Origin of the sequence: Ruminiclostridium papyrosolvens DSM 2782, from assembly GCF_029318685.1 — a bacterium.
Lineage (GTDB): Bacteria > Bacillota > Clostridia > Acetivibrionales > DSM-1351 > Ruminiclostridium > Ruminiclostridium papyrosolvens.
Map to the genome: position 1 here is coordinate 488,470 of NZ_CP119677.1, position 17,330 is coordinate 505,799.

The window sequence follows — 17,330 nt, forward strand, 5'->3', positions numbered from 1 at the left end:
AAGGTTACTATGATAGAAGAATTAATCAGAACGGAAATACGTTCATTTATACCATATAATGCAAATCAGCAGCCCTATAAAATAAAACTGGATGCCAACGAGAGTCCTTTCAACCTACCGTCAGCAGCCAGAAAAAAACTGGCTGAATATGTACTGGAAGATCCCCGGTTGAACATGTATCCTGATACGGATTCTATTCAATTAAGGGAAGCCTTAGGCTCATACTGGAACGTGGATAAAGAAAATATCATAGTGGGAACAGGCTCCGACCAGCTTATACAGATTATAGCAAATGTATTTGTGGAGAAGGGCGACAAGGTTCTCTATCCTGCCCCCTCCTTCGGCATGTATAAGGACTCCTGTATAGTAGCAGGAGGTAAGGCTGTGGACTATATTCTGGACCAGAGCAATAACTTTTCCTATTGTGCTGATAAAATAATACAGGCCTACGAAAGAGAAAAGCCCAAAATTATATATATATGCAGTCCTAATAATCCCACCGGCAATCTGATGCCACAGGATGAAATAATAAAAGTAGTGAAGGCATGTACAAAATCAATAGTTGTAGTGGATGAGGCATATGCAGACTTTTCCGATACAACGGTAACTCCATATATAAAGGAATATGAAAATTTGCTTATTCTGCGTACGTTTTCAAAGGCTTTCGGATTAGCAGGAATAAGGTGCGGATATTCCATAGCCTCGGAAAAGCTTACCAGGGCTGTAAATCTGGCAAGACCTCCTTATAATATCAGCTCATTGTCACAGTATGCGGCTGCACTGGTTTTATCCAATATAGATGAAATCAAAACAAACATAAAATATCTAGTAGAAGAGAGGGAACGTGTTTCCTTAAAACTGGCTGAGATAGATGGAATAAAAGTGTACGCCTCAGCAGCAAACTTTATACTGGTGAAAATTCAGAACTCCAAGGATGTTTATACAAAATTATGCGAAAGAGGTATTTTTATCAGAGCCTTTGGTTCTTCTCCCCTTTTATCAGATTGCATGAGAATAACCATAGGAACACATGAACAAAATTCCGTATTGCTTGATGAACTATGCACTATCTGCTATAATAAATAACGAACATTACAACGAAAAACATAAAAAAGGTTCGGGTTTTAAATTGAACGGAGGAACACATATGAGAGAGGGTTTGGTTACAAGAAACACAAAAGAAACTCAAATCAATGTAAAAATAAATCTGGACGGTAAAGGTGATTGTGAAGCAAACACCGGCATCGGGTTCTTTGACCACATGCTTGTATTATTTACAAAGCATGGACTTATGGATGCCTGCTATGACGTAAAAGGTGATTTGCATGTGGACTGCCATCATACCATTGAGGATACGGGTATAGCCATGGGCCTTGCAATCAGGCAGGCACTTGGAGATAAGAAGTCCATAAGAAGATATGGTACTGCCTATGTTCCAATGGACGAGGCTCTTGTACTTGTATCTCTTGATTTGAGCGACAGACCGTATCTTGTATTCGATGCTGATTTCTCACAGCCCATGGTAGGACAAATGGATACTCAAATGGTAGAGGAATTCTTCAGAGCAGTTGCATTTAACGCCGGAATTACCCTTCATATCAAAGTTCTTCACGGTTCAAACTGCCATCACATAATAGAAGCAATGTTCAAGGCATTCGGCAGGGCTATTGACGATGCAACACGATTGGACACCAGAATTGAAGGCGTCATGTCAACAAAAGGTACGTTGTAATTTAAAAAGTTAATATATACAGGAGGTAGTAAAAATGTTATTAAACAATACAGATTTCATCAAATTACCCTTATTCGTAAAAGGAAAGGTAAGAAACGTATATGATTTGGGAGATCAGCTCCTTATAGTAGTAACAGACAGAATATCAGCCTTTGACGTGGTATTTGATGAATTAATACCTAACAAGGGAACAGTCCTGAACAGTATATCAGCATTTTGGTTTGACTTTACAAAGGATGTTATCGGAAACCATGTAATAACCACCGATGTGGACAAATATCCAAAAGAACTATCGGCTTTCAAAGATGAGTTGCAGGGCCGTTCAATGCTAGTAAAGAAAGTACAGATGCTTCCGGCAGAATGTATTGTAAGAGGATATCTGGAAGGGTCAGGACTCAAGGAATATCAAAAAACAGGAACTGTATGCGGTATAAAACTTCCCGCGGGATTAAAACAGGCTGACAAACTGCCTGAACCAATATTCACACCATCCACAAAGGAATCAGAAGGTCATGATATAAATGTGTCTTTTGAAGTACTATGTGAGAAGATTGGATTAGAAATGGCACAAAAGCTAAAGGATGCAAGCTTGAAGCTTTACGAAAAAGCCAGCAAACATGCTGAAAGCAAGGGACTTATATTAGCAGATACAAAATTTGAATTCGGAATGTTAGACGGAGAACTGGTTGTAGGTGACGAAATGTTCACACCTGATTCCTCAAGATTCTGGGCAATGGATGAATACCAACCGGGAAGAGCACAGAAGAGTTTTGACAAGCAATATTTAAGGGAATACCTTGAAAGTATTACATGGGATAAACAGCCTCCTGCACCTGAGCTTCCAAAAGAAGTAATCAGAAAAACAGAGGAGAAATATGTAGAAGCCTATGAAAGAATCACCGGGAAAAAGTTTCAGGGAGATAATCTATGATAGCTATTATAGACTATGGCGTGGGTAATCTTGCCAGTGTTAACAAGGCATTGCGCTTTATAGGATTTGATTCAAAAATAACTTCTGACCATGTAGAAATACTTGCAGCTGACAAGGTTATACTGCCCGGTGTCGGTGCATTTGCTGATGCTATGAATAGTCTTGAAAAGACTGGAATGATATCAGTCATAAAGCAGGTTGCGGAAAAGGGAACACCCTTGTTGGGCATTTGTCTTGGAATGCAGCTGCTTTTTGACTACAGCACTGAAGGCGGGGAAAAAGTGGGAGGCTTGGGACTGTTAAAAGGCTCGGTAAACCAATTTCCCCTGGATATGGGACTGAAAGTTCCTCATATGGGCTGGAACAGTCTAGAAATCAGGCAGGAAAAGGGCATTTTTAGCGGAGTACGACAAAATAGCTATGTATATTTTGTACACTCATACTTTGTGACTGCTGAAAATGCCTCCGATGTTGCCGCAGTGTGCAAATACGGAATCGGGTTTGATGCCGCTGTTTGCAGGGGGAACATTATTGGAACACAGTTCCACCCTGAAAAGAGCGGAGATGTAGGACTTGAAATACTCAAAAATTTTGCTTTAGCTTAGCACCAAGGAGGCTGAAAAATTACTATGATTATTTATCCCGCAATTGACATAATAGGCGGAAAGTGCGTAAGGCTGCAGCAAGGCAGCTATAGTGATGTAACTGTTTTCGGGGACAGCCCTGTGGATATGGCAAGAAAATGGGAAAGCCTTGGAGCAGAATACTTGCATGTAGTTGATTTGGACGGTGCAAGGTCAGGTAAATCAGAAAATGCAGAGATTATAGCACAAATAGCAAAAACATTGAAAATTCCGGTTCAGATAGGCGGTGGGATAAGAACTCTTGAAACCATTGAGGCTTACCTGTCGGGAGGTTTGAGCAGAGTTATACTGGGTACCTCGGCGGTGAATAACCGTGAAATGTTGATATCGGCACTAAAAGAATATAAAGACAAAATAGCTGTAGGAATAGATGCAAAGGATGGGAAGGTTGCCATCCATGGTTGGGAAAAAACAAGTGATTTTACGGCCGTTGAGTTTGCAAAGGAAGTAGAAGCCCTTGGTACAAAAACAATTATATACACTGATATTTCAAGGGACGGTATGCTAAAAGGCCCGAATCTGCAGGCAATGAAAGAAATGGCGGACAGTGTTTCATTAAACGTAATAGCCTCCGGAGGAGTAAGCAAACTTGCAGATATAGTTGACTTGAAGCAGACGGGAGTCAGCGGAGTAATTGTAGGCAAAGCCCTTTATACCAAAAATGTAAATCTAAAAGAAGCCATAGAAGCTATATAACCAAAAGAAAAGGAGCAAATTATGCTGACCAAAAGAATAATTCCCTGTCTTGATGTACATGCAGGGAGAGTTGTTAAAGGCGTACAGTTTGTAAATATAATAGATGCCGGAGACCCGGTGGAAGCGGCTGCATTTTATGACAAAGCCGGAGCAGATGAGCTTACTTTTCTGGATATTACTGCTTCTTCAGACGCAAGGTCAATAATGCTTGATGTTGTCAGCAGGGTAGCAGAGCAAGTATTTATTCCCTTCACTGTAGGCGGTGGAATCAGAACGGCAGAGGATTTTCGCCAGATATTGAAAGCAGGAGCTGACAAAGTGGGTGTAAATTCTGCGGCACTGAAAAGACCTGAGCTGATATCAGAAGCAGCGTGGAAATTCGGAAGTCAGTGCGTAGTTCTGGCAATAGATGCAAAAAAGCGTGCTGACGGTTCGGGATGGGATACATATCTCAACGGCGGAAGAGTAAACACAGGTAAGGATGCCGTTGAATGGGCTATAGAAGCTGAAAAGCTGGGAGCCGGTGAAATCCTTTTAACAAGCATGGATAAGGACGGGACAAAAGACGGATATGATATAGCTTTAACAAGAACAATATCCGAAAATGTAAAAATCCCTGTCATAGCCTCCGGCGGAGCAGGGAAAATGGAGCATTTCAAGGATGCTTTATTAGACGGAAAAGCGGATGCGGTATTGGCAGCGTCACTATTTCATTTTAGAGAGATGGAAATCCGTGATTTAAAAGGTTACTTAAAAAATAATGGTATAGAAACCAGACTTTAAAAAATAAAAACGTTTAAAAGCTGTACAAACAAAAAATTTTTGATATGATAAATAAATGAGTGTATGGAGGCGTTCAATAATGAATAACTTAAAAAGTTCAGTTAAATTTGATGAGAAAGGTCTTGTTCCGGTAGTTACTCAGGATACTAAAACAAAAGAGGTTCTGATGGTAGCTTATATGAATGAGGAAGCCTTTGACAAGACAATAGAAACAGGAAAGGTTCATTATTACAGCCGCAGCCGCAGTAAGCTTTGGCTAAAAGGTGAGACATCAGGCCATTTTCAGCTTGTTAAGTCAATAAAGCTGGACTGTGACGGAGACACAATTTTGATAGAGGCTGAACAGATTGATGCTGCTTGCCATACAGGAAACAAGTCATGCTTTTACAGAACAATGGTTGACGGAGAATGGAAAGAAAATGAAGAAGAGAAGCCAACTGCAGCAATTCTTCATGAAGTTTACAACGTAATAGTAGACAGAAATGTTAATCCTAAAGAAGGTTCATATACTAATTATCTGTTTACAAAAGGTTTAGATAAGATATTGAAAAAAGTAGGAGAAGAGGCTGCCGAGGTTATCATTGCGGCAAAAAACAAATCAAAAGAAGAGATTAGATACGAAGTATCGGATTTAATGTACCATCTTATGGTATTACTTGTAGAGAGAGGCCTCACTCTTGAAGACATATACGGAGAATTAAAAGGAAGAAGATAAGTGAAAAATAATTTATTAAGCATCGATGAATATCGGAACAATCCGGAATTTTATTTCTATAAGGGACTGCGTTGCGCCAACAAAAGGAACATAAACGAAGCCTACAAACATCTGATAAAAGCGGCTGAGCTAAGTCCTGAGAATATGGAGTATAAATTTAACATAGCATGCTTTCTTTCTGAAATGCAAAGGCCCAAAGAAGCCAACAGGATATTCATGGATATACTTTTACACTATAACCCTACAATGTATGATTGTTATTTCGGTATGGGTTGTAACAGCTTTGAGCTTGGTGATATGAAAAAATCAGCCGAATACTTTGAAAAGTATATTTATTTTGACAGTGATGGCGAATTCAGCGAAGAAGTTTCAGAAATGATATTTTATTTAAAACTGTATAATAACATTTCCGTAGACAACAGATTTTTAAAGTTGTCTCAAACTAGCTTAAAAAATGCTAAAAAAAGCCTTTTAAATAACAAAACCGGCGAGGCGGTAAGAGAACTATATAAGGCAATAGGATTTAACCCTATGAACACCGATGCACGTAATCTGCTGGTACTTATACTTATAGAACAGCAGAATTATAAACGTGCATCAAATTTTATTGCCACAGTTACAAATATATATAGTGAAGACATTTGGGCTAACAGCCTTAAAATATATAACTTATATGGCTCCCGGAAATATTCCCGGGTAGAAAAATTATTAAAGATCCTTCCATTTAGAAGTATATATAACAGGAAGGACCTTTTATGTATTGCAACTACTTTAATAATATTTAATAAAATAGATGAATTGATTCAATTGCTGGAAACATATATTGTTGAGTACAGCGACTTATTCGTATGTTCTTTGCTGCTTATAGGATATATAGCATCAAAAAATTATGAGAAGGCAAACCCGATTATTAATAATCTGCAAACAATTAAAACGTTGGATACAGATTTTTCGGATTGGATTAAAAGGGTCAGTGAAATTTTAAAGGAAGATACTTCGGAAGTGTCTGTTTTGGATGAATATAAGGAAATATTCAGAATAATCGGGGAGCCTGAAGATTACATGTATAGTCCCTTCAGGTATTTAGAAATATTTGAAAATGCCTCGAAACCAAGGCAGAGAACTATCAGAAAGGTTCCAAAAAAGTATAATTCTGTAGTTGAGTGTGTTGTACTGCATAAGGAAATAATGTATGTTCCTGAATACGAAAAGGAAATAATACAAATATTGTATAACATAATATATCATACAGGCGAACTTTTGATAGAGAGTGAAAAAGATATAGTAGGTCTTTCTGCTGTAATTGAATACATCTATTGCAAAGAGAATTTTATTGATTTGGAAAAAGAGGAATTAATACAAAAGTATGGAATTTCTTCTATTGCGTTTAATAAGTTACTCAAAAAAATAAATTATTAGGATAAAAACTGATAATATTAATAAAATAGAGTAAATGGAAGAAATAATTAGCAATAAAACCATGAATGGACTAAATGGCAAAATATTGCTTAATTCATGATTATAAAGCGTTTGATAATATTTTATTCAATATATAATATTATAAATGTGATTAGCACTCGATGATAGTGAGTGCTAACAGTTTACAAGCATTAAATATTCAAGGAGGTAAAACAATGAAGATAAAACCATTAGGCGATAGAGTAGTTATTAAAATGCTTGAGAGCGAAGAAACTACTAAAAGTGGAATAGTATTACCGGGAAGTGCAAAGGAAAAGCCACAGGTAGCAGAGGTTGTTGCAGTAGGACCTGGAACAGTTGTAGATGGCAAAGAAATTAAGATGGAAGTTAAAGTTGGAGACAGAGTACTTACCAGCAAATATTCAGGAACAGAAGTAAAATTTGACGGTCAGGAATATACAATATTGAAGCAGAGCGATATCCTCGCAATTGTTGAATAATTATAACGGGAGGTAAGAGAAATGGCAAAGGAAATAAAATTTGGCGAAGAAGCTAGACGCGCACTTGAAAAAGGTGTTAATCAATTAGCTGACACAGTAAAAGTTACCCTTGGACCAAAGGGAAGAAATGTTGTTTTAGATAAGAAATTCGGCTCACCATTAATAACAAACGATGGTGTTACTATAGCAAAAGAAGTTGAACTTGAAGACAAGTTTGAAAATATGGGTGCACAGCTTGTTAAAGAAGTTGCTACAAAGACAAACGATGTAGCCGGTGACGGTACTACTACAGCAACTTTACTTGCACAGGCAATAATTAGAGAAGGTATGAAGAACGTTGCAGCAGGAGCAAACCCAATGATTTTAAAGAAAGGTTTGCAGAAGGCTGTTGATACAGCTGTTGCAGGAATCAAGGCAAACAGCCGTAAAATCAAAGGTAAGGAAGACATCGCAAGAGTTGCAACTATTTCCGCAAATGAGGAATTAATAGGAACTCTTATTGCTGATGCAATGGAAAAAGTAACAAATGACGGAGTTATCACTGTAGAAGAATCAAAGACTATGGGAACAAACCTTGAAGTAGTTGAAGGTATGCAGTTCGACAGAGGATACCTGTCAGCTTACATGGTTACTGATACAGATAAGATGGAAGCAGTTTTGGATGATCCATATATCCTTATAACTGACAAGAAAATAACAAACATTCAGGATATACTTCCAATACTTGAACAAATTGTTCAGCAAGGAAAGAAGCTTCTCATAATTGCAGAAGACATGGAAGGAGAAGCACTTACAACTCTTATCCTGAACAAATTAAGAGGAACCTTTACTTGTGTAGCTGTTAAGGCACCTGGATTCGGTGACAGAAGAAAAGCTATGCTTCAGGATATAGCAATATTAACAGGCGGAGAAGTTATAACTGAAGAATTGGGTCTTGACCTTAAAGAAACTCAGATAGCTCAGCTTGGTAAAGCAAGACAGGTAATTATACAAAAAGAAAATACAATAGTGGTTGATGGTGCAGGAAAAGCAGAAGACATTAAGACCAGAATTAACTCCATCAAGACTCAGATTGAAGATACTACATCAGACTTTGACAGAGAAAAACTTCAGGAAAGACTTGCAAAGCTTTCAGGCGGTGTAGCTGTAATTCAGGTTGGTGCTGCAACTGAAACTGAAATGAAAGAAAAGAAATTGAGAATTGAAGATGCTCTGGCTGCAACAAGAGCAGCAGTTGAAGAAGGTATAGTAGCCGGCGGTGGAACAGCGTTGATTAACGTTATTCCTGAAGTTGCTAAATTACTTGAAACAACTTCCGGTGACGAAAAGACAGGCGTTCAGATTATATTAAGAGCACTTGAAGAACCTGTAAGACAGATAGCAGCAAATGCAGGTCTTGAAGGATCAGTAATAGTTGATAAGATTAAGGCAAGCGAAAAGGATATCGGATTCGATGCACTTAACGAAAAATATATAAATATGATTGAAAGCGGAATAGTTGATCCTGCAAAGGTTACAAGATCAGCTCTCCAAAATGCGGCTTCTGTAGCTGCAATGGTACTTACAACAGAAAGCGTTGTAGCTGATAAGCCTGAACCGGAAGCACCGGCTATGCCAGGTGGAATGCCGGGCGGAATGGGCGGAATGTACTAAGAATAAAAAAGTTATAGAGGGTGGCTACAAAATAGTCATCCTCTATTTGTATTTAAATGGTAAAATAAAAATAATTTCACTAAATACTTGATATTATCCTGTTAATTTATTATTATTTTAACAAGCTTAAAAAATGCTTTGTTTGTTCCAATGAGGAGGGGCTTTAAAAATGGATATATTTATGGAAAAAATTGTAAAACGCAGAAAATCTGCTGTTGACTCAATAATAATTGCAGGAACAATTGTTATTGGACTAGTATTAATCATGATAGTTGGTTCAGTGAGCTTCCTACAAACCTTTATGCCGGTATTGCTTGTAGCAATCGGGTATTTAGGCTATATGCTGATTAGGAACAGAAACGTAGAATATGAATATATCGTCACAAACGGTGATTTAGATATAGATATGATAATAGCACAGAGAAAGAGAAAAAGAGTATTTAGTGGATCCTGCAAGGATTTTGAGATAGTAGCAAAAATGACAAGTGGTGAGTATAATCAAAGTTACGAAGGCATTAAAAAGCGTTTAAGTGCCGTAACATCAATGGAGTCAAACGAAGTATACTTTATATCTACAGTAAAAGACGGTGAGAAAATGCTTGTATTTTTCGAACCACATCCCAAAATGATTGAATCATTTAAGAAATATATTCCAAGAAAGGTTTTTGAATAAATTTGAAACCTAAGGCAAAGGACGTTTTAGTTCTTTGCTTTTTGAATAGAAAATATAAACGGTATTATTATATTTAAATAATTAACAAATGGCATATAAGGAGGAATTAAAAAAAATGGCTTTTTATTATAACGAACCTTCGAGGACTTTCAGTGAATACCTCTTAGTCCCAAACCTAAGTACAAAGGAATGTATACCTGACAACGTTGCTCTTAAGACACCCATAGTAAAGCACAAAGTGGGGGAAAAACCTTCTCTGGAATTAAATATACCGGTTGCTTCTGCAATAATGCAGTCTGTTTCAGATAACAACATGGCAATAGCATTAGCAAAGTGCGGAGGTATATCATTCATATACGGTTCACAAAGCATCGAAAGTCAGGCTGAAATGGTAAGGAAGGTTAAGAAATATAAAGCTGGATTTGTATTAAGTGACAGCAATCTTCGTCCTGACAATAAGCTCAGAGATGTAGTTGCAATAAAGGAAAAAACAGGTCACTCGACCATAGCTATAACAGAAGACGGAACACCTACAGGCAAACTTCTGGGAATAGTTACAAGCAGGGATTACCGTTTAAGCAGAGCCTCATTGGATGAGGAAATAAGCACCTTTATGACTCCATTTTCTCAATTAATATATGGAAATGAAAAAACGTCATTAAAAGAAGCAAATGACTTAATCTGGGAGCATAAGCTAAATTGTCTTCCGATAATAGACAACAATCAAAAATTGATGTATTTTGTATTCAGAAAAGACTATGACAGCCACAAGGAAAATCCAAACGAATTATTGGATAAGAGCAAAAGCCTTATAGTTGGCGCAGGTATCAATACACGTGATTACAAGGAAAGAGTAGCTACACTTGTTGAAGCAGGAGTAGATATTGTTTGTATTGATTCCTCCGACGGGTACAGCGAATGGCAGTCTGAGACTATTAAATGGATTAAGGCAAACTATAATGGCGATGTAAAAGTAGGTGCCGGAAATGTAGTAGACAAGGAAGGCTTCAGGTATTTAGTTGATGCAGGTGCTGACTTTATAAAGGTTGGTATCGGTGGTGGCTCAATATGTATAACAAGAGAGCAGAAAGGTATCGGGCGCGGACAGGCATCCTCCCTTATAGAGGTATCAGCGGCAAGAGACGAATACATGAAAGAGACAGGAATATACGTACCTATATGCTCAGACGGTGGTATAGTACACGATTACCATATGGTACTTGCTCTGGCAATGGGTGCTGACTTTATAATGTTAGGCAGATATTTTGCAAGATTTGACGAAAGCCCAACCAGAAAGTTGAAGGTTGGAGGAAACTTTGTTAAGGAATATTGGGGAGAAGGCTCAAACCGTGCTAGAAACTGGCAGAGATATGACATGGGAGGCGAAGCGAAGCTTGGCTTTGAAGAAGGTGTTGACTCATATGTTCCGTACGCTGGTAAATTAAAAGATAATTTGGATACTACTATTTACAAAATAAAATCTACTATGTGTAACTGCGGTGCATTATCGGTATCAGATCTCCAACAGAAAGCCAGAATTACGCTGGTATCTGCCACAAGTATCAAAGAAGGCGGAGCTCATGATGTAATTTTAAAGGACAAGGAAATATCTTCCTGATAATTGAATAAAATAATTATTAATATTATTCAAATAAGTTGAGATAATTATATAAGTATTGTAGCTTGGACCATAAAATGATATGTAAAAAAATGGATAAAACATTCTTGACATTATTATATATGTAATCTATAATTAGTTAGCAATATAACAAACCTGACATCAAAGTGCTACTGCCGTCAGGAAAATAATTTTAATTTTTATTTCATGTATATTAATATAAGTCAACAAGTTGAATAATATATTAGGAAAAGACAGTTGCATATTATTTAATAATTATAGGTCTAGCAGAAAAAATTAATGGTAAAGGAGAGGGCTTCAAATGTCAGCAAAAGAAGTCGTTTTAACTTACGAAGGCTTAAAGAAGCTGGAAGAAGAATTAGAATTTTTAAGAGGGACTAAAAGGAAAGAAGTAGCCGAAAGAATAAAACAGGCTCTTTCATTTGGTGATATATCTGAAAACTCTGAATATGATGAAGCAAAAAACGAACAGGCACAGGTTGAAGGCAGGATTGTACAACTTGAATCCATGCTCAAACATGCCAGAATAATAGATGAAGATGAAGTAAACACAGATGTTGTAAGCCTTGGATCAAAGGTAAAGATTTATGATATTGAGTTTGATGAAGAAGTAGAATACTTGATAGTTGGTTCTACAGAAGCAAACCCTCTTAAATCAAAGATTTCAAATGAATCTCCTGTAGGTGCTGCGCTAATTGGGCATTCAAAAGATGAAACAGTCGAAGTACAAGTGCCTGACGGAGTATTAAAGTTTAAGATACTGGAGATATCCAAATAAGAAACAAATACAATATGTGTTGCCACAAAAAGCAAATTTAATATATAATAATACTTACAGTTTACATTCTAATGTAAACTGTTTTTTATAAGGAAATCATTAAATACTTTAATATATAAATAGGAGGAAATAATGTCAGAAGATAATATTCAGGAAAATCAACAGAGTGAAGAGGATTTAAGCGAAATACTAAGAGTCAGACGTGCAAAGCTAAAGGATTTACAGGATAAAGACTGTGATCCTTTTAAGATAGTAAAGTACGATGTAACAAATTCAACTAAAAATATTATTGATAATTTTGAAGCACAAGAAGGTCAGACTGCGTCTATTGCCGGAAGGTTAATGTCAAAGCGCGGTATGGGTAAAGCAGGCTTCTGCGACCTTCAGGACAGGGATGGAAAAATTCAGCTCTATGTCAGAAAAGACGAAGTTGGAGATGAAGTATATGAAATGTTTAAAAAATATGACATAGGTGATATAGTTGGTGTAAAGGGAGAGATATTCAAAACTCACAAGGGAGAAATATCAATCAAGGTAAAAGAGATTACACTTTTATCAAAGTCTTTACTTCCATTGCCTGAAAAGTGGCATGGTTTAAAAGATACAGATTTAAGATACAGACAAAGATATGTAGACTTGATAGTAAACCCTGAAGTTAAAAATACCTTTATATTAAGAAGTAAAATAATTAAATCAATTAGAAAATTCCTTGATAACAGGGGATTTCTCGAAGTTGATACACCATTGCTGAACACAATACCTGGTGGGGCTACCGCAAGACCGTTTGTAACACATCACAATACATTGGACATAGATATGTACTTGAGAATTGCACCGGAACTCTACTTAAAGAGGCTTATAGTAGGTGGAATGGAAAAAGTATATGAAATGGGAAGAATGTTCAGAAATGAAGGTATGTCTGTAAAGCATAACCCTGAGTTTACAATGATGGAAGTGTATGAAGCTTACAATGATTATAAGGGAATGATGGAACTTACAGAAAACCTTATCTCAACTGTAGCGATGGAAACATTGGGTACTACTAAGATTCAGTATCAAGGACAGGATATTGATTTAACTCCACCTTGGAACAGGATGACTATGATAGAGGCAGTAAAAAAATTCTCAGGAATAGATTTTGATACAATAAAAACTGATGAAGAAGCAAAAGCAGCAGCAGAGTCCAAAAAGGTTCATGTAAAAGAAGGTATGGTTCGCGGTGAAATATTGAATCTTATGTTTGAAGAATTTGTTGAAAGCAATTTGGTTCAACCTACATTTATATACGACTACCCTGTAGAAATATCTCCTCTTACAAAAAGGAAGCCGAATTGTCCTGAATTAACAGAACGTTTCGAATTCTTCATAACAGGAAGAGAAATGGGTAATGCGTACTCTGAGTTAAACGACCCTATTGACCAAAAAGACAGATTTATCAGCCAGGTGAAAAAGAGGGATTCCGGAGACGAAGAAGCAAATATGATGGATGATGATTATGTTACGGCATTAGAATATGGAATGCCACCAACAGGCGGATTGGGAATAGGTGTTGACAGACTGATAATACTCTTGACGGATTCGGCGTCAATAAGAGACATAATGTTATTCCCTACAATGAAACCAAGAGATTAAAATAAAGTGATAACTTTTGCGTGATTAACATATGAAACAACGGATAACCTAATGGTAATTGGCGGCCTTTAATTGGTCATGGAGGTTAATTTGAAGTACACGAAAAAAGAATCAAGAGCAATAATGGAAATTCCAATAAATTCAACTAAAGAAGATATTGAAAAAAGGTATGACGTAGTATTGAAAAAGCACCGTCAAATGAAAATAGACGGTACTTTGACAAAAGAAGCTGAAGAAGACTTCCAGAAGAAAACCGATGCTTATAGAATCCTTATGGGTTATGAGGTAGAAGAGCCAAAAGTACCGAAAAAGGAAACATATGTTGATAAGGCATTTGTAAAGGCGGGCATGGATAGAAAAAAAGCAGGTAACTTTTTCTATTACTATAAGTATCATATACTGGTGACAATTATAGTTATAATAATCATAGCAGCATCGATATATTCCATTGTAACTAAAGTAAAACCAGATATAACCATAGGTGTTCTGGGTGAAGTGCATGAACAGATGACTGATACCTTTAAACAGAAAATAACAAAGAATATACCTGAAATAAAGGAAGTTGGTCTTGAAACAGTAATGCTTAGTGACAGAATTAATGACCCAAATTCATCTATGTATATACAAAAAGCAATGGTTATTTTTGCTGCTTCGAATACAGATGTATTTTTGCTAAGCAAGTATGTATTTGATCGTTATGCTTATGATGGTGCTTTTATGGCCATGGATGATGTAGCCAAGGACTTAAAAATAGATACTAAGTCCAGTGACTATCTCAAACTAAAGGTTGTAGAAGAGTGGAATTTGCCCAAGAACCCGAATGAAAAGCGGACAGTCAAATCATATAAGGATTCTGAGCCTAAGTTATATGGAATAGATGTGACAAACAGTAAATTCTTCAAGGATGTAGATGTTTTAGGCCCTGAGAAGATTCTGGCTGTTAGAGCGAAGCCCAAAAACCTTGAACTTATACAAAAGCTTGCAAAGTTATTCGCGAATTAATTTATGTTTGAAAGAAACGCTGGTAAAGGGGGTAGTAACGTGGAACATAGTGAATTGAGTGTTCAAAAAATGCTGGATGGAGGTAAATGTCAAATTATCCTTTCAGGTGAAATTGATATTCACACATCACAGAACTTTAAAAACGAGCTGAATGAGGTGGTTAAATCCTGCAATGGGGACCTCTATATAGATTGCAAGGAACTTACCTATATAGACAGCACAGGCTTAGGCATACTTGTAGGTGCACTTAAAGAGGTAAGAAAAGAAGACAATCATATATACATTTGTAATTTAAAGGACAATATAAAGAAGCTATTTCTCATTACCGGCTTGGACAAGTTGTTTAAAATAGAATAACTATATTGTTAGAGAATGGGGTACACATTAACCGTGTACCTTTTTTCTAGTTAAAAAATGTTAATACAGAGCAAAAAGGAGAACATATATGAATAATATAGAAAATGATAATGTTATAATCATTTTACCTGCTAAAAGCGAATATGTAAGTACGGCAAGATTAACTGCATCAAGTGTTTCAACCAGAGCAGGCTTTAATATTGATGAAGTTGAGGATATAAAAGTTGCTGTATCTGAAGTATGTAATATGATACTATCAAGAACACAAAACAAGATAAGTCAGTATAGAATATCCTTTGATATCAATACTGACAATATTAAAATAACATTTACGGCAGAAAACACTACACTAAACTGTTTTGAAGAATCCATAGAAAACGAATACGGACTATATATTATGAAAGCGCTTATGGATTCAGTAGAGTTGTGTAATGAAGAACATTCCATAGTAATGACAAAAAGGATTGGAGTATAGCTATGGAAAACAAAACTCAAAATATACTAAACTACGATGAAGCGCAATTGTTTTCTCTATACATAAGTACGGGAAATCAGGATTACAGAAATGAGATTGTCTCAAATTACCTTAGTCTTGCAGAGTACTTATCCAAAAAATTTTTAAACAGAGGGGTCGACTTTGACGATATATATCAGGTGGCTTGTCTTGCTTTAATAAAAGCTGTAGAAAGATTCAGTCCTGAAAAGGGAGTAAAGTTTATAAGTTTTGCAACTCCTACAATTCTAGGTGAAATAAAGAGATTTTTCAGAGATAAGAGTACAACAATAAAGATTCCCAGAAGAATATACGAATCCCGTCAGGGAGTAAACAAGGCAAGAGATGAGCTTACACAAAAGTTGAGCAGAGTGCCAAGGGCAGATGAAATAGCTGAATACATGGGAATATCTGTTGATACAGTGCTGGAAATATTAGAAGCCGGAAGTTCTTCCATAGTTAAATCCTTGGATCAGTCAATTAATCAGGAAAATGATTCTGAATTGGGTGATACTTTAGGGTACGATGAGAAAACATATGAAATGATAGATAATAAAGACTTTCTGGAAAAGGCTTTAACATCATTTAATGACATAGAAAAAGAATTTATAAAATACAGGTACATTCAGAACATGACCCAAAAACAGATAGCTGAAATACTTGGAGTTTCACAGATGTATATTTCAAGAATGGAAAAGAAAATACTCGATAAATTCAGAACTTATCTCAAGTAGGTACATCATTGTTTACACCTTAGAAATACGGGTATTATATAATATAACAAAATTTAGGCAGGTGTAATTGTGAAAGCTATTACTTATATTATTAGCAATCCTGTAGATGTATCCGATATCGTTAGTCTAATTCTTGATTACATCACGTTAGGACATTGTGTCTGTGAAGATGTAATGTTCGAAATAAAGGTTATACTTAATGAATTAATTGTAAATGCAGTACAGCATGGTAATAAGTGCAATGAGTATAAGCATACGTATGTAACCTTTAAGATAATTGACAATTTTTTATATGTGAGTGTAATGGATGAGGGCAGTGGTTTTAACCCTGCAAAAACAGCATTGATAAATAAAAATTTGGATTGTGTAAATAATTTGTATTGCGACCATGGAAGAGGTTTGGTTATAGTTAGACAACTATGTGACAAAATAAAGTTCAATAAATGCGGGAATAAAGTTTCAATTATAAAAAACCTTGACGTACAACAACCTAAAGATGTTTAAGAAAATGGAAGAATAAATTAGAACATAGGTATAAAAAACATATAAATTAAGATAATAGTCGAAAATGGTAGCTGCATGGTAAATGTATTTGTTGACAATAAAAGTGTAATTATGATATTCTAAATAAGCCGTTGCTACGGAGGAAGACATTTTTTATACAATAGATGTTAAGAGATTAATTAATTTGTAAAAAAAGTGTTGACAGTGAAGTAGAGGCGTGTTATTATAATTAAGCTGATTGCGACAAACAAACAGCAAAAACCTTACAAAGCAGTCGTAAGAAGGCTTTATGGACTTTGAAAAGTAAACAGTGATAAACATGTAAAGGAACTCGAAAAATTCCGAAATCGTAAAACGATTTCAAAATTGAGTAACTTGCGAACTTTACAACCTGGTTTTTGGAAACAAGAACTAGAAAATAAGTCAGCAAATTTTAATGAGCTAA

19 protein-coding genes are annotated in these 17,330 nt (G+C 36.1%); all 19 read left to right on the plus strand.

Going from position 1 to position 17,330, the window contains the following annotated elements; all coding sequences use genetic code 11:
- The first annotated feature begins 9 nt into the window (after positions 1–9).
- The 19 genes from hisC (at position 10) to P0092_RS02280 (ending at position 16,885) form a co-directional block, all read left to right on the plus strand.
- On the plus strand, positions 10–1,086 hold the full coding sequence (gene hisC / locus P0092_RS02190; protein ID WP_004619980.1) for a histidinol-phosphate transaminase: 1,077 nt from the start codon (positions 10–12) through the stop codon (positions 1,084–1,086).
- A 61-nt stretch (positions 1,087–1,147) separates the two neighbouring features.
- The gene (hisB, locus tag P0092_RS02195) at positions 1,148–1,732 is read left to right on the plus strand and encodes an imidazoleglycerol-phosphate dehydratase HisB (protein ID WP_004619981.1); all 585 of its coding nucleotides are present in this window, start codon (positions 1,148–1,150) and stop codon (positions 1,730–1,732) included.
- A 34-nt stretch (positions 1,733–1,766) separates the two neighbouring features.
- Positions 1,767–2,663 carry a phosphoribosylaminoimidazolesuccinocarboxamide synthase gene (locus tag P0092_RS02200; protein ID WP_004619982.1) on the plus strand — a complete coding sequence of 299 codons (897 nt, stop codon included), beginning with the start codon at positions 1,767–1,769 and terminating at the stop codon, positions 2,661–2,663.
- Positions 2,660–3,268: an imidazole glycerol phosphate synthase subunit HisH gene (gene hisH / locus P0092_RS02205; RefSeq protein ID WP_004619983.1), complete on the plus strand. Its 609-nt coding sequence runs from the start codon at positions 2,660–2,662 to the stop codon at positions 3,266–3,268. Before P0092_RS02200 ends, hisH begins: the two co-directional genes overlap by 4 nt.
- A gap of 24 nt (positions 3,269–3,292) precedes the next feature.
- Positions 3,293–4,003: a 1-(5-phosphoribosyl)-5-[(5-phosphoribosylamino)methylideneamino]imidazole-4-carboxamide isomerase gene (hisA, locus tag P0092_RS02210; protein ID WP_004619984.1), complete on the plus strand. Its 711-nt coding sequence runs from the start codon at positions 3,293–3,295 to the stop codon at positions 4,001–4,003.
- A 21-nt stretch (positions 4,004–4,024) separates the two neighbouring features.
- The gene (hisF, locus tag P0092_RS02215) at positions 4,025–4,786 is read left to right on the plus strand and encodes an imidazole glycerol phosphate synthase subunit HisF (RefSeq protein WP_004619985.1); all 762 of its coding nucleotides are present in this window, start codon (positions 4,025–4,027) and stop codon (positions 4,784–4,786) included.
- A 79-nt stretch (positions 4,787–4,865) separates the two neighbouring features.
- Positions 4,866–5,501 carry a bifunctional phosphoribosyl-AMP cyclohydrolase/phosphoribosyl-ATP diphosphatase HisIE gene (gene hisIE, locus P0092_RS02220; protein WP_004619986.1) on the plus strand — a complete coding sequence of 212 codons (636 nt, stop codon included), beginning with the start codon at positions 4,866–4,868 and terminating at the stop codon, positions 5,499–5,501.
- Entirely contained in the window at positions 5,502–6,920 is a 1,419-nt protein-coding gene (locus P0092_RS02225) for a tetratricopeptide repeat protein (protein ID WP_004619987.1), read from the plus strand.
- Between the two features lie 215 nt (positions 6,921–7,135).
- On the plus strand, positions 7,136–7,420 hold the full coding sequence (gene groES / locus P0092_RS02230) for a co-chaperone GroES (RefSeq protein ID WP_004619988.1): 285 nt from the start codon (positions 7,136–7,138) through the stop codon (positions 7,418–7,420).
- A gap of 21 nt (positions 7,421–7,441) precedes the next feature.
- Positions 7,442–9,073: a chaperonin GroEL gene (gene groL, locus P0092_RS02235; protein WP_004619989.1), complete on the plus strand. Its 1,632-nt coding sequence runs from the start codon at positions 7,442–7,444 to the stop codon at positions 9,071–9,073.
- Between the two features lie 169 nt (positions 9,074–9,242).
- Complete coding sequence (locus P0092_RS02240) at positions 9,243–9,746, plus strand: DUF6106 family protein (protein ID WP_004619990.1); 504 nt, start codon at positions 9,243–9,245, stop codon at positions 9,744–9,746.
- 115 nt (positions 9,747–9,861) lie between these two features.
- Positions 9,862–11,364: an IMP dehydrogenase gene (locus P0092_RS02245; RefSeq protein WP_004619991.1), complete on the plus strand. Its 1,503-nt coding sequence runs from the start codon at positions 9,862–9,864 to the stop codon at positions 11,362–11,364.
- Positions 11,365–11,686: 322 nt separating this feature from the next.
- Complete coding sequence (greA, locus tag P0092_RS02250) at positions 11,687–12,163, plus strand: transcription elongation factor GreA (protein WP_004619992.1); 477 nt, start codon at positions 11,687–11,689, stop codon at positions 12,161–12,163.
- Positions 12,164–12,295: 132 nt separating this feature from the next.
- Positions 12,296–13,795 carry a lysine--tRNA ligase gene (lysS, locus tag P0092_RS02255; protein ID WP_004619993.1) on the plus strand — a complete coding sequence of 500 codons (1,500 nt, stop codon included), beginning with the start codon at positions 12,296–12,298 and terminating at the stop codon, positions 13,793–13,795.
- A 90-nt stretch (positions 13,796–13,885) separates the two neighbouring features.
- On the plus strand, positions 13,886–14,797 hold the full coding sequence (locus tag P0092_RS02260) for a hypothetical protein (protein ID WP_040758962.1): 912 nt from the start codon (positions 13,886–13,888) through the stop codon (positions 14,795–14,797).
- A gap of 39 nt (positions 14,798–14,836) precedes the next feature.
- Positions 14,837–15,154 carry an STAS domain-containing protein gene (locus P0092_RS02265; protein WP_004619997.1) on the plus strand — a complete coding sequence of 106 codons (318 nt, stop codon included), beginning with the start codon at positions 14,837–14,839 and terminating at the stop codon, positions 15,152–15,154.
- 88 nt (positions 15,155–15,242) lie between these two features.
- Positions 15,243–15,629, plus strand: coding sequence for an ATP-binding protein (locus P0092_RS02270; protein ID WP_004620003.1), 387 nt, complete (start codon positions 15,243–15,245; stop codon positions 15,627–15,629).
- Positions 15,630–15,631: 2 nt separating this feature from the next.
- A complete protein-coding gene (locus tag P0092_RS02275) occupies positions 15,632–16,381 on the plus strand; it encodes a SigB/SigF/SigG family RNA polymerase sigma factor (RefSeq protein ID WP_004620005.1) in 750 nt (249 codons plus the stop codon).
- 69 nt (positions 16,382–16,450) lie between these two features.
- Positions 16,451–16,885 carry an ATP-binding protein gene (locus tag P0092_RS02280; RefSeq protein ID WP_004620006.1) on the plus strand — a complete coding sequence of 145 codons (435 nt, stop codon included), beginning with the start codon at positions 16,451–16,453 and terminating at the stop codon, positions 16,883–16,885.
- Positions 16,886–17,330 lie beyond the last annotated feature (445 nt).

Excerpts from the sequence above, each read along its gene's own strand:
- greA (WP_004619992.1), top strand. The coding sequence starts at position 11,687 with ATGTCAGCAAAAGAAGTCGTTTTAACTTACGAAGGCTTAAAGAAGCTG.
- hisC (WP_004619980.1), top strand. The coding sequence starts at position 10 with ATGATAGAAGAATTAATCAGAACGGAAATACGTTCATTTATACCATAT.
- groL (WP_004619989.1), top strand. The coding sequence starts at position 7,442 with ATGGCAAAGGAAATAAAATTTGGCGAAGAAGCTAGACGCGCACTTGAA.
- hisB (WP_004619981.1), top strand. The coding sequence starts at position 1,148 with ATGAGAGAGGGTTTGGTTACAAGAAACACAAAAGAAACTCAAATCAAT.
- hisF (WP_004619985.1), top strand. The coding sequence starts at position 4,025 with ATGCTGACCAAAAGAATAATTCCCTGTCTTGATGTACATGCAGGGAGA.
- hisIE (WP_004619986.1), top strand. The coding sequence starts at position 4,866 with ATGAATAACTTAAAAAGTTCAGTTAAATTTGATGAGAAAGGTCTTGTT.
- groES (WP_004619988.1), top strand. The coding sequence starts at position 7,136 with ATGAAGATAAAACCATTAGGCGATAGAGTAGTTATTAAAATGCTTGAG.
- hisA (WP_004619984.1), top strand. The coding sequence starts at position 3,293 with ATGATTATTTATCCCGCAATTGACATAATAGGCGGAAAGTGCGTAAGG.
- P0092_RS02200 (WP_004619982.1), top strand. The coding sequence starts at position 1,767 with ATGTTATTAAACAATACAGATTTCATCAAATTACCCTTATTCGTAAAA.
- hisH (WP_004619983.1), top strand. The coding sequence starts at position 2,660 with ATGATAGCTATTATAGACTATGGCGTGGGTAATCTTGCCAGTGTTAAC.
- P0092_RS02270 (WP_004620003.1), top strand. The coding sequence starts at position 15,243 with ATGAATAATATAGAAAATGATAATGTTATAATCATTTTACCTGCTAAA.
- P0092_RS02275 (WP_004620005.1), top strand. The coding sequence starts at position 15,632 with ATGGAAAACAAAACTCAAAATATACTAAACTACGATGAAGCGCAATTG.
- P0092_RS02240 (WP_004619990.1), top strand. The coding sequence starts at position 9,243 with ATGGATATATTTATGGAAAAAATTGTAAAACGCAGAAAATCTGCTGTT.
- P0092_RS02245 (WP_004619991.1), top strand. The coding sequence starts at position 9,862 with ATGGCTTTTTATTATAACGAACCTTCGAGGACTTTCAGTGAATACCTC.
- lysS (WP_004619993.1), top strand. The coding sequence starts at position 12,296 with ATGTCAGAAGATAATATTCAGGAAAATCAACAGAGTGAAGAGGATTTA.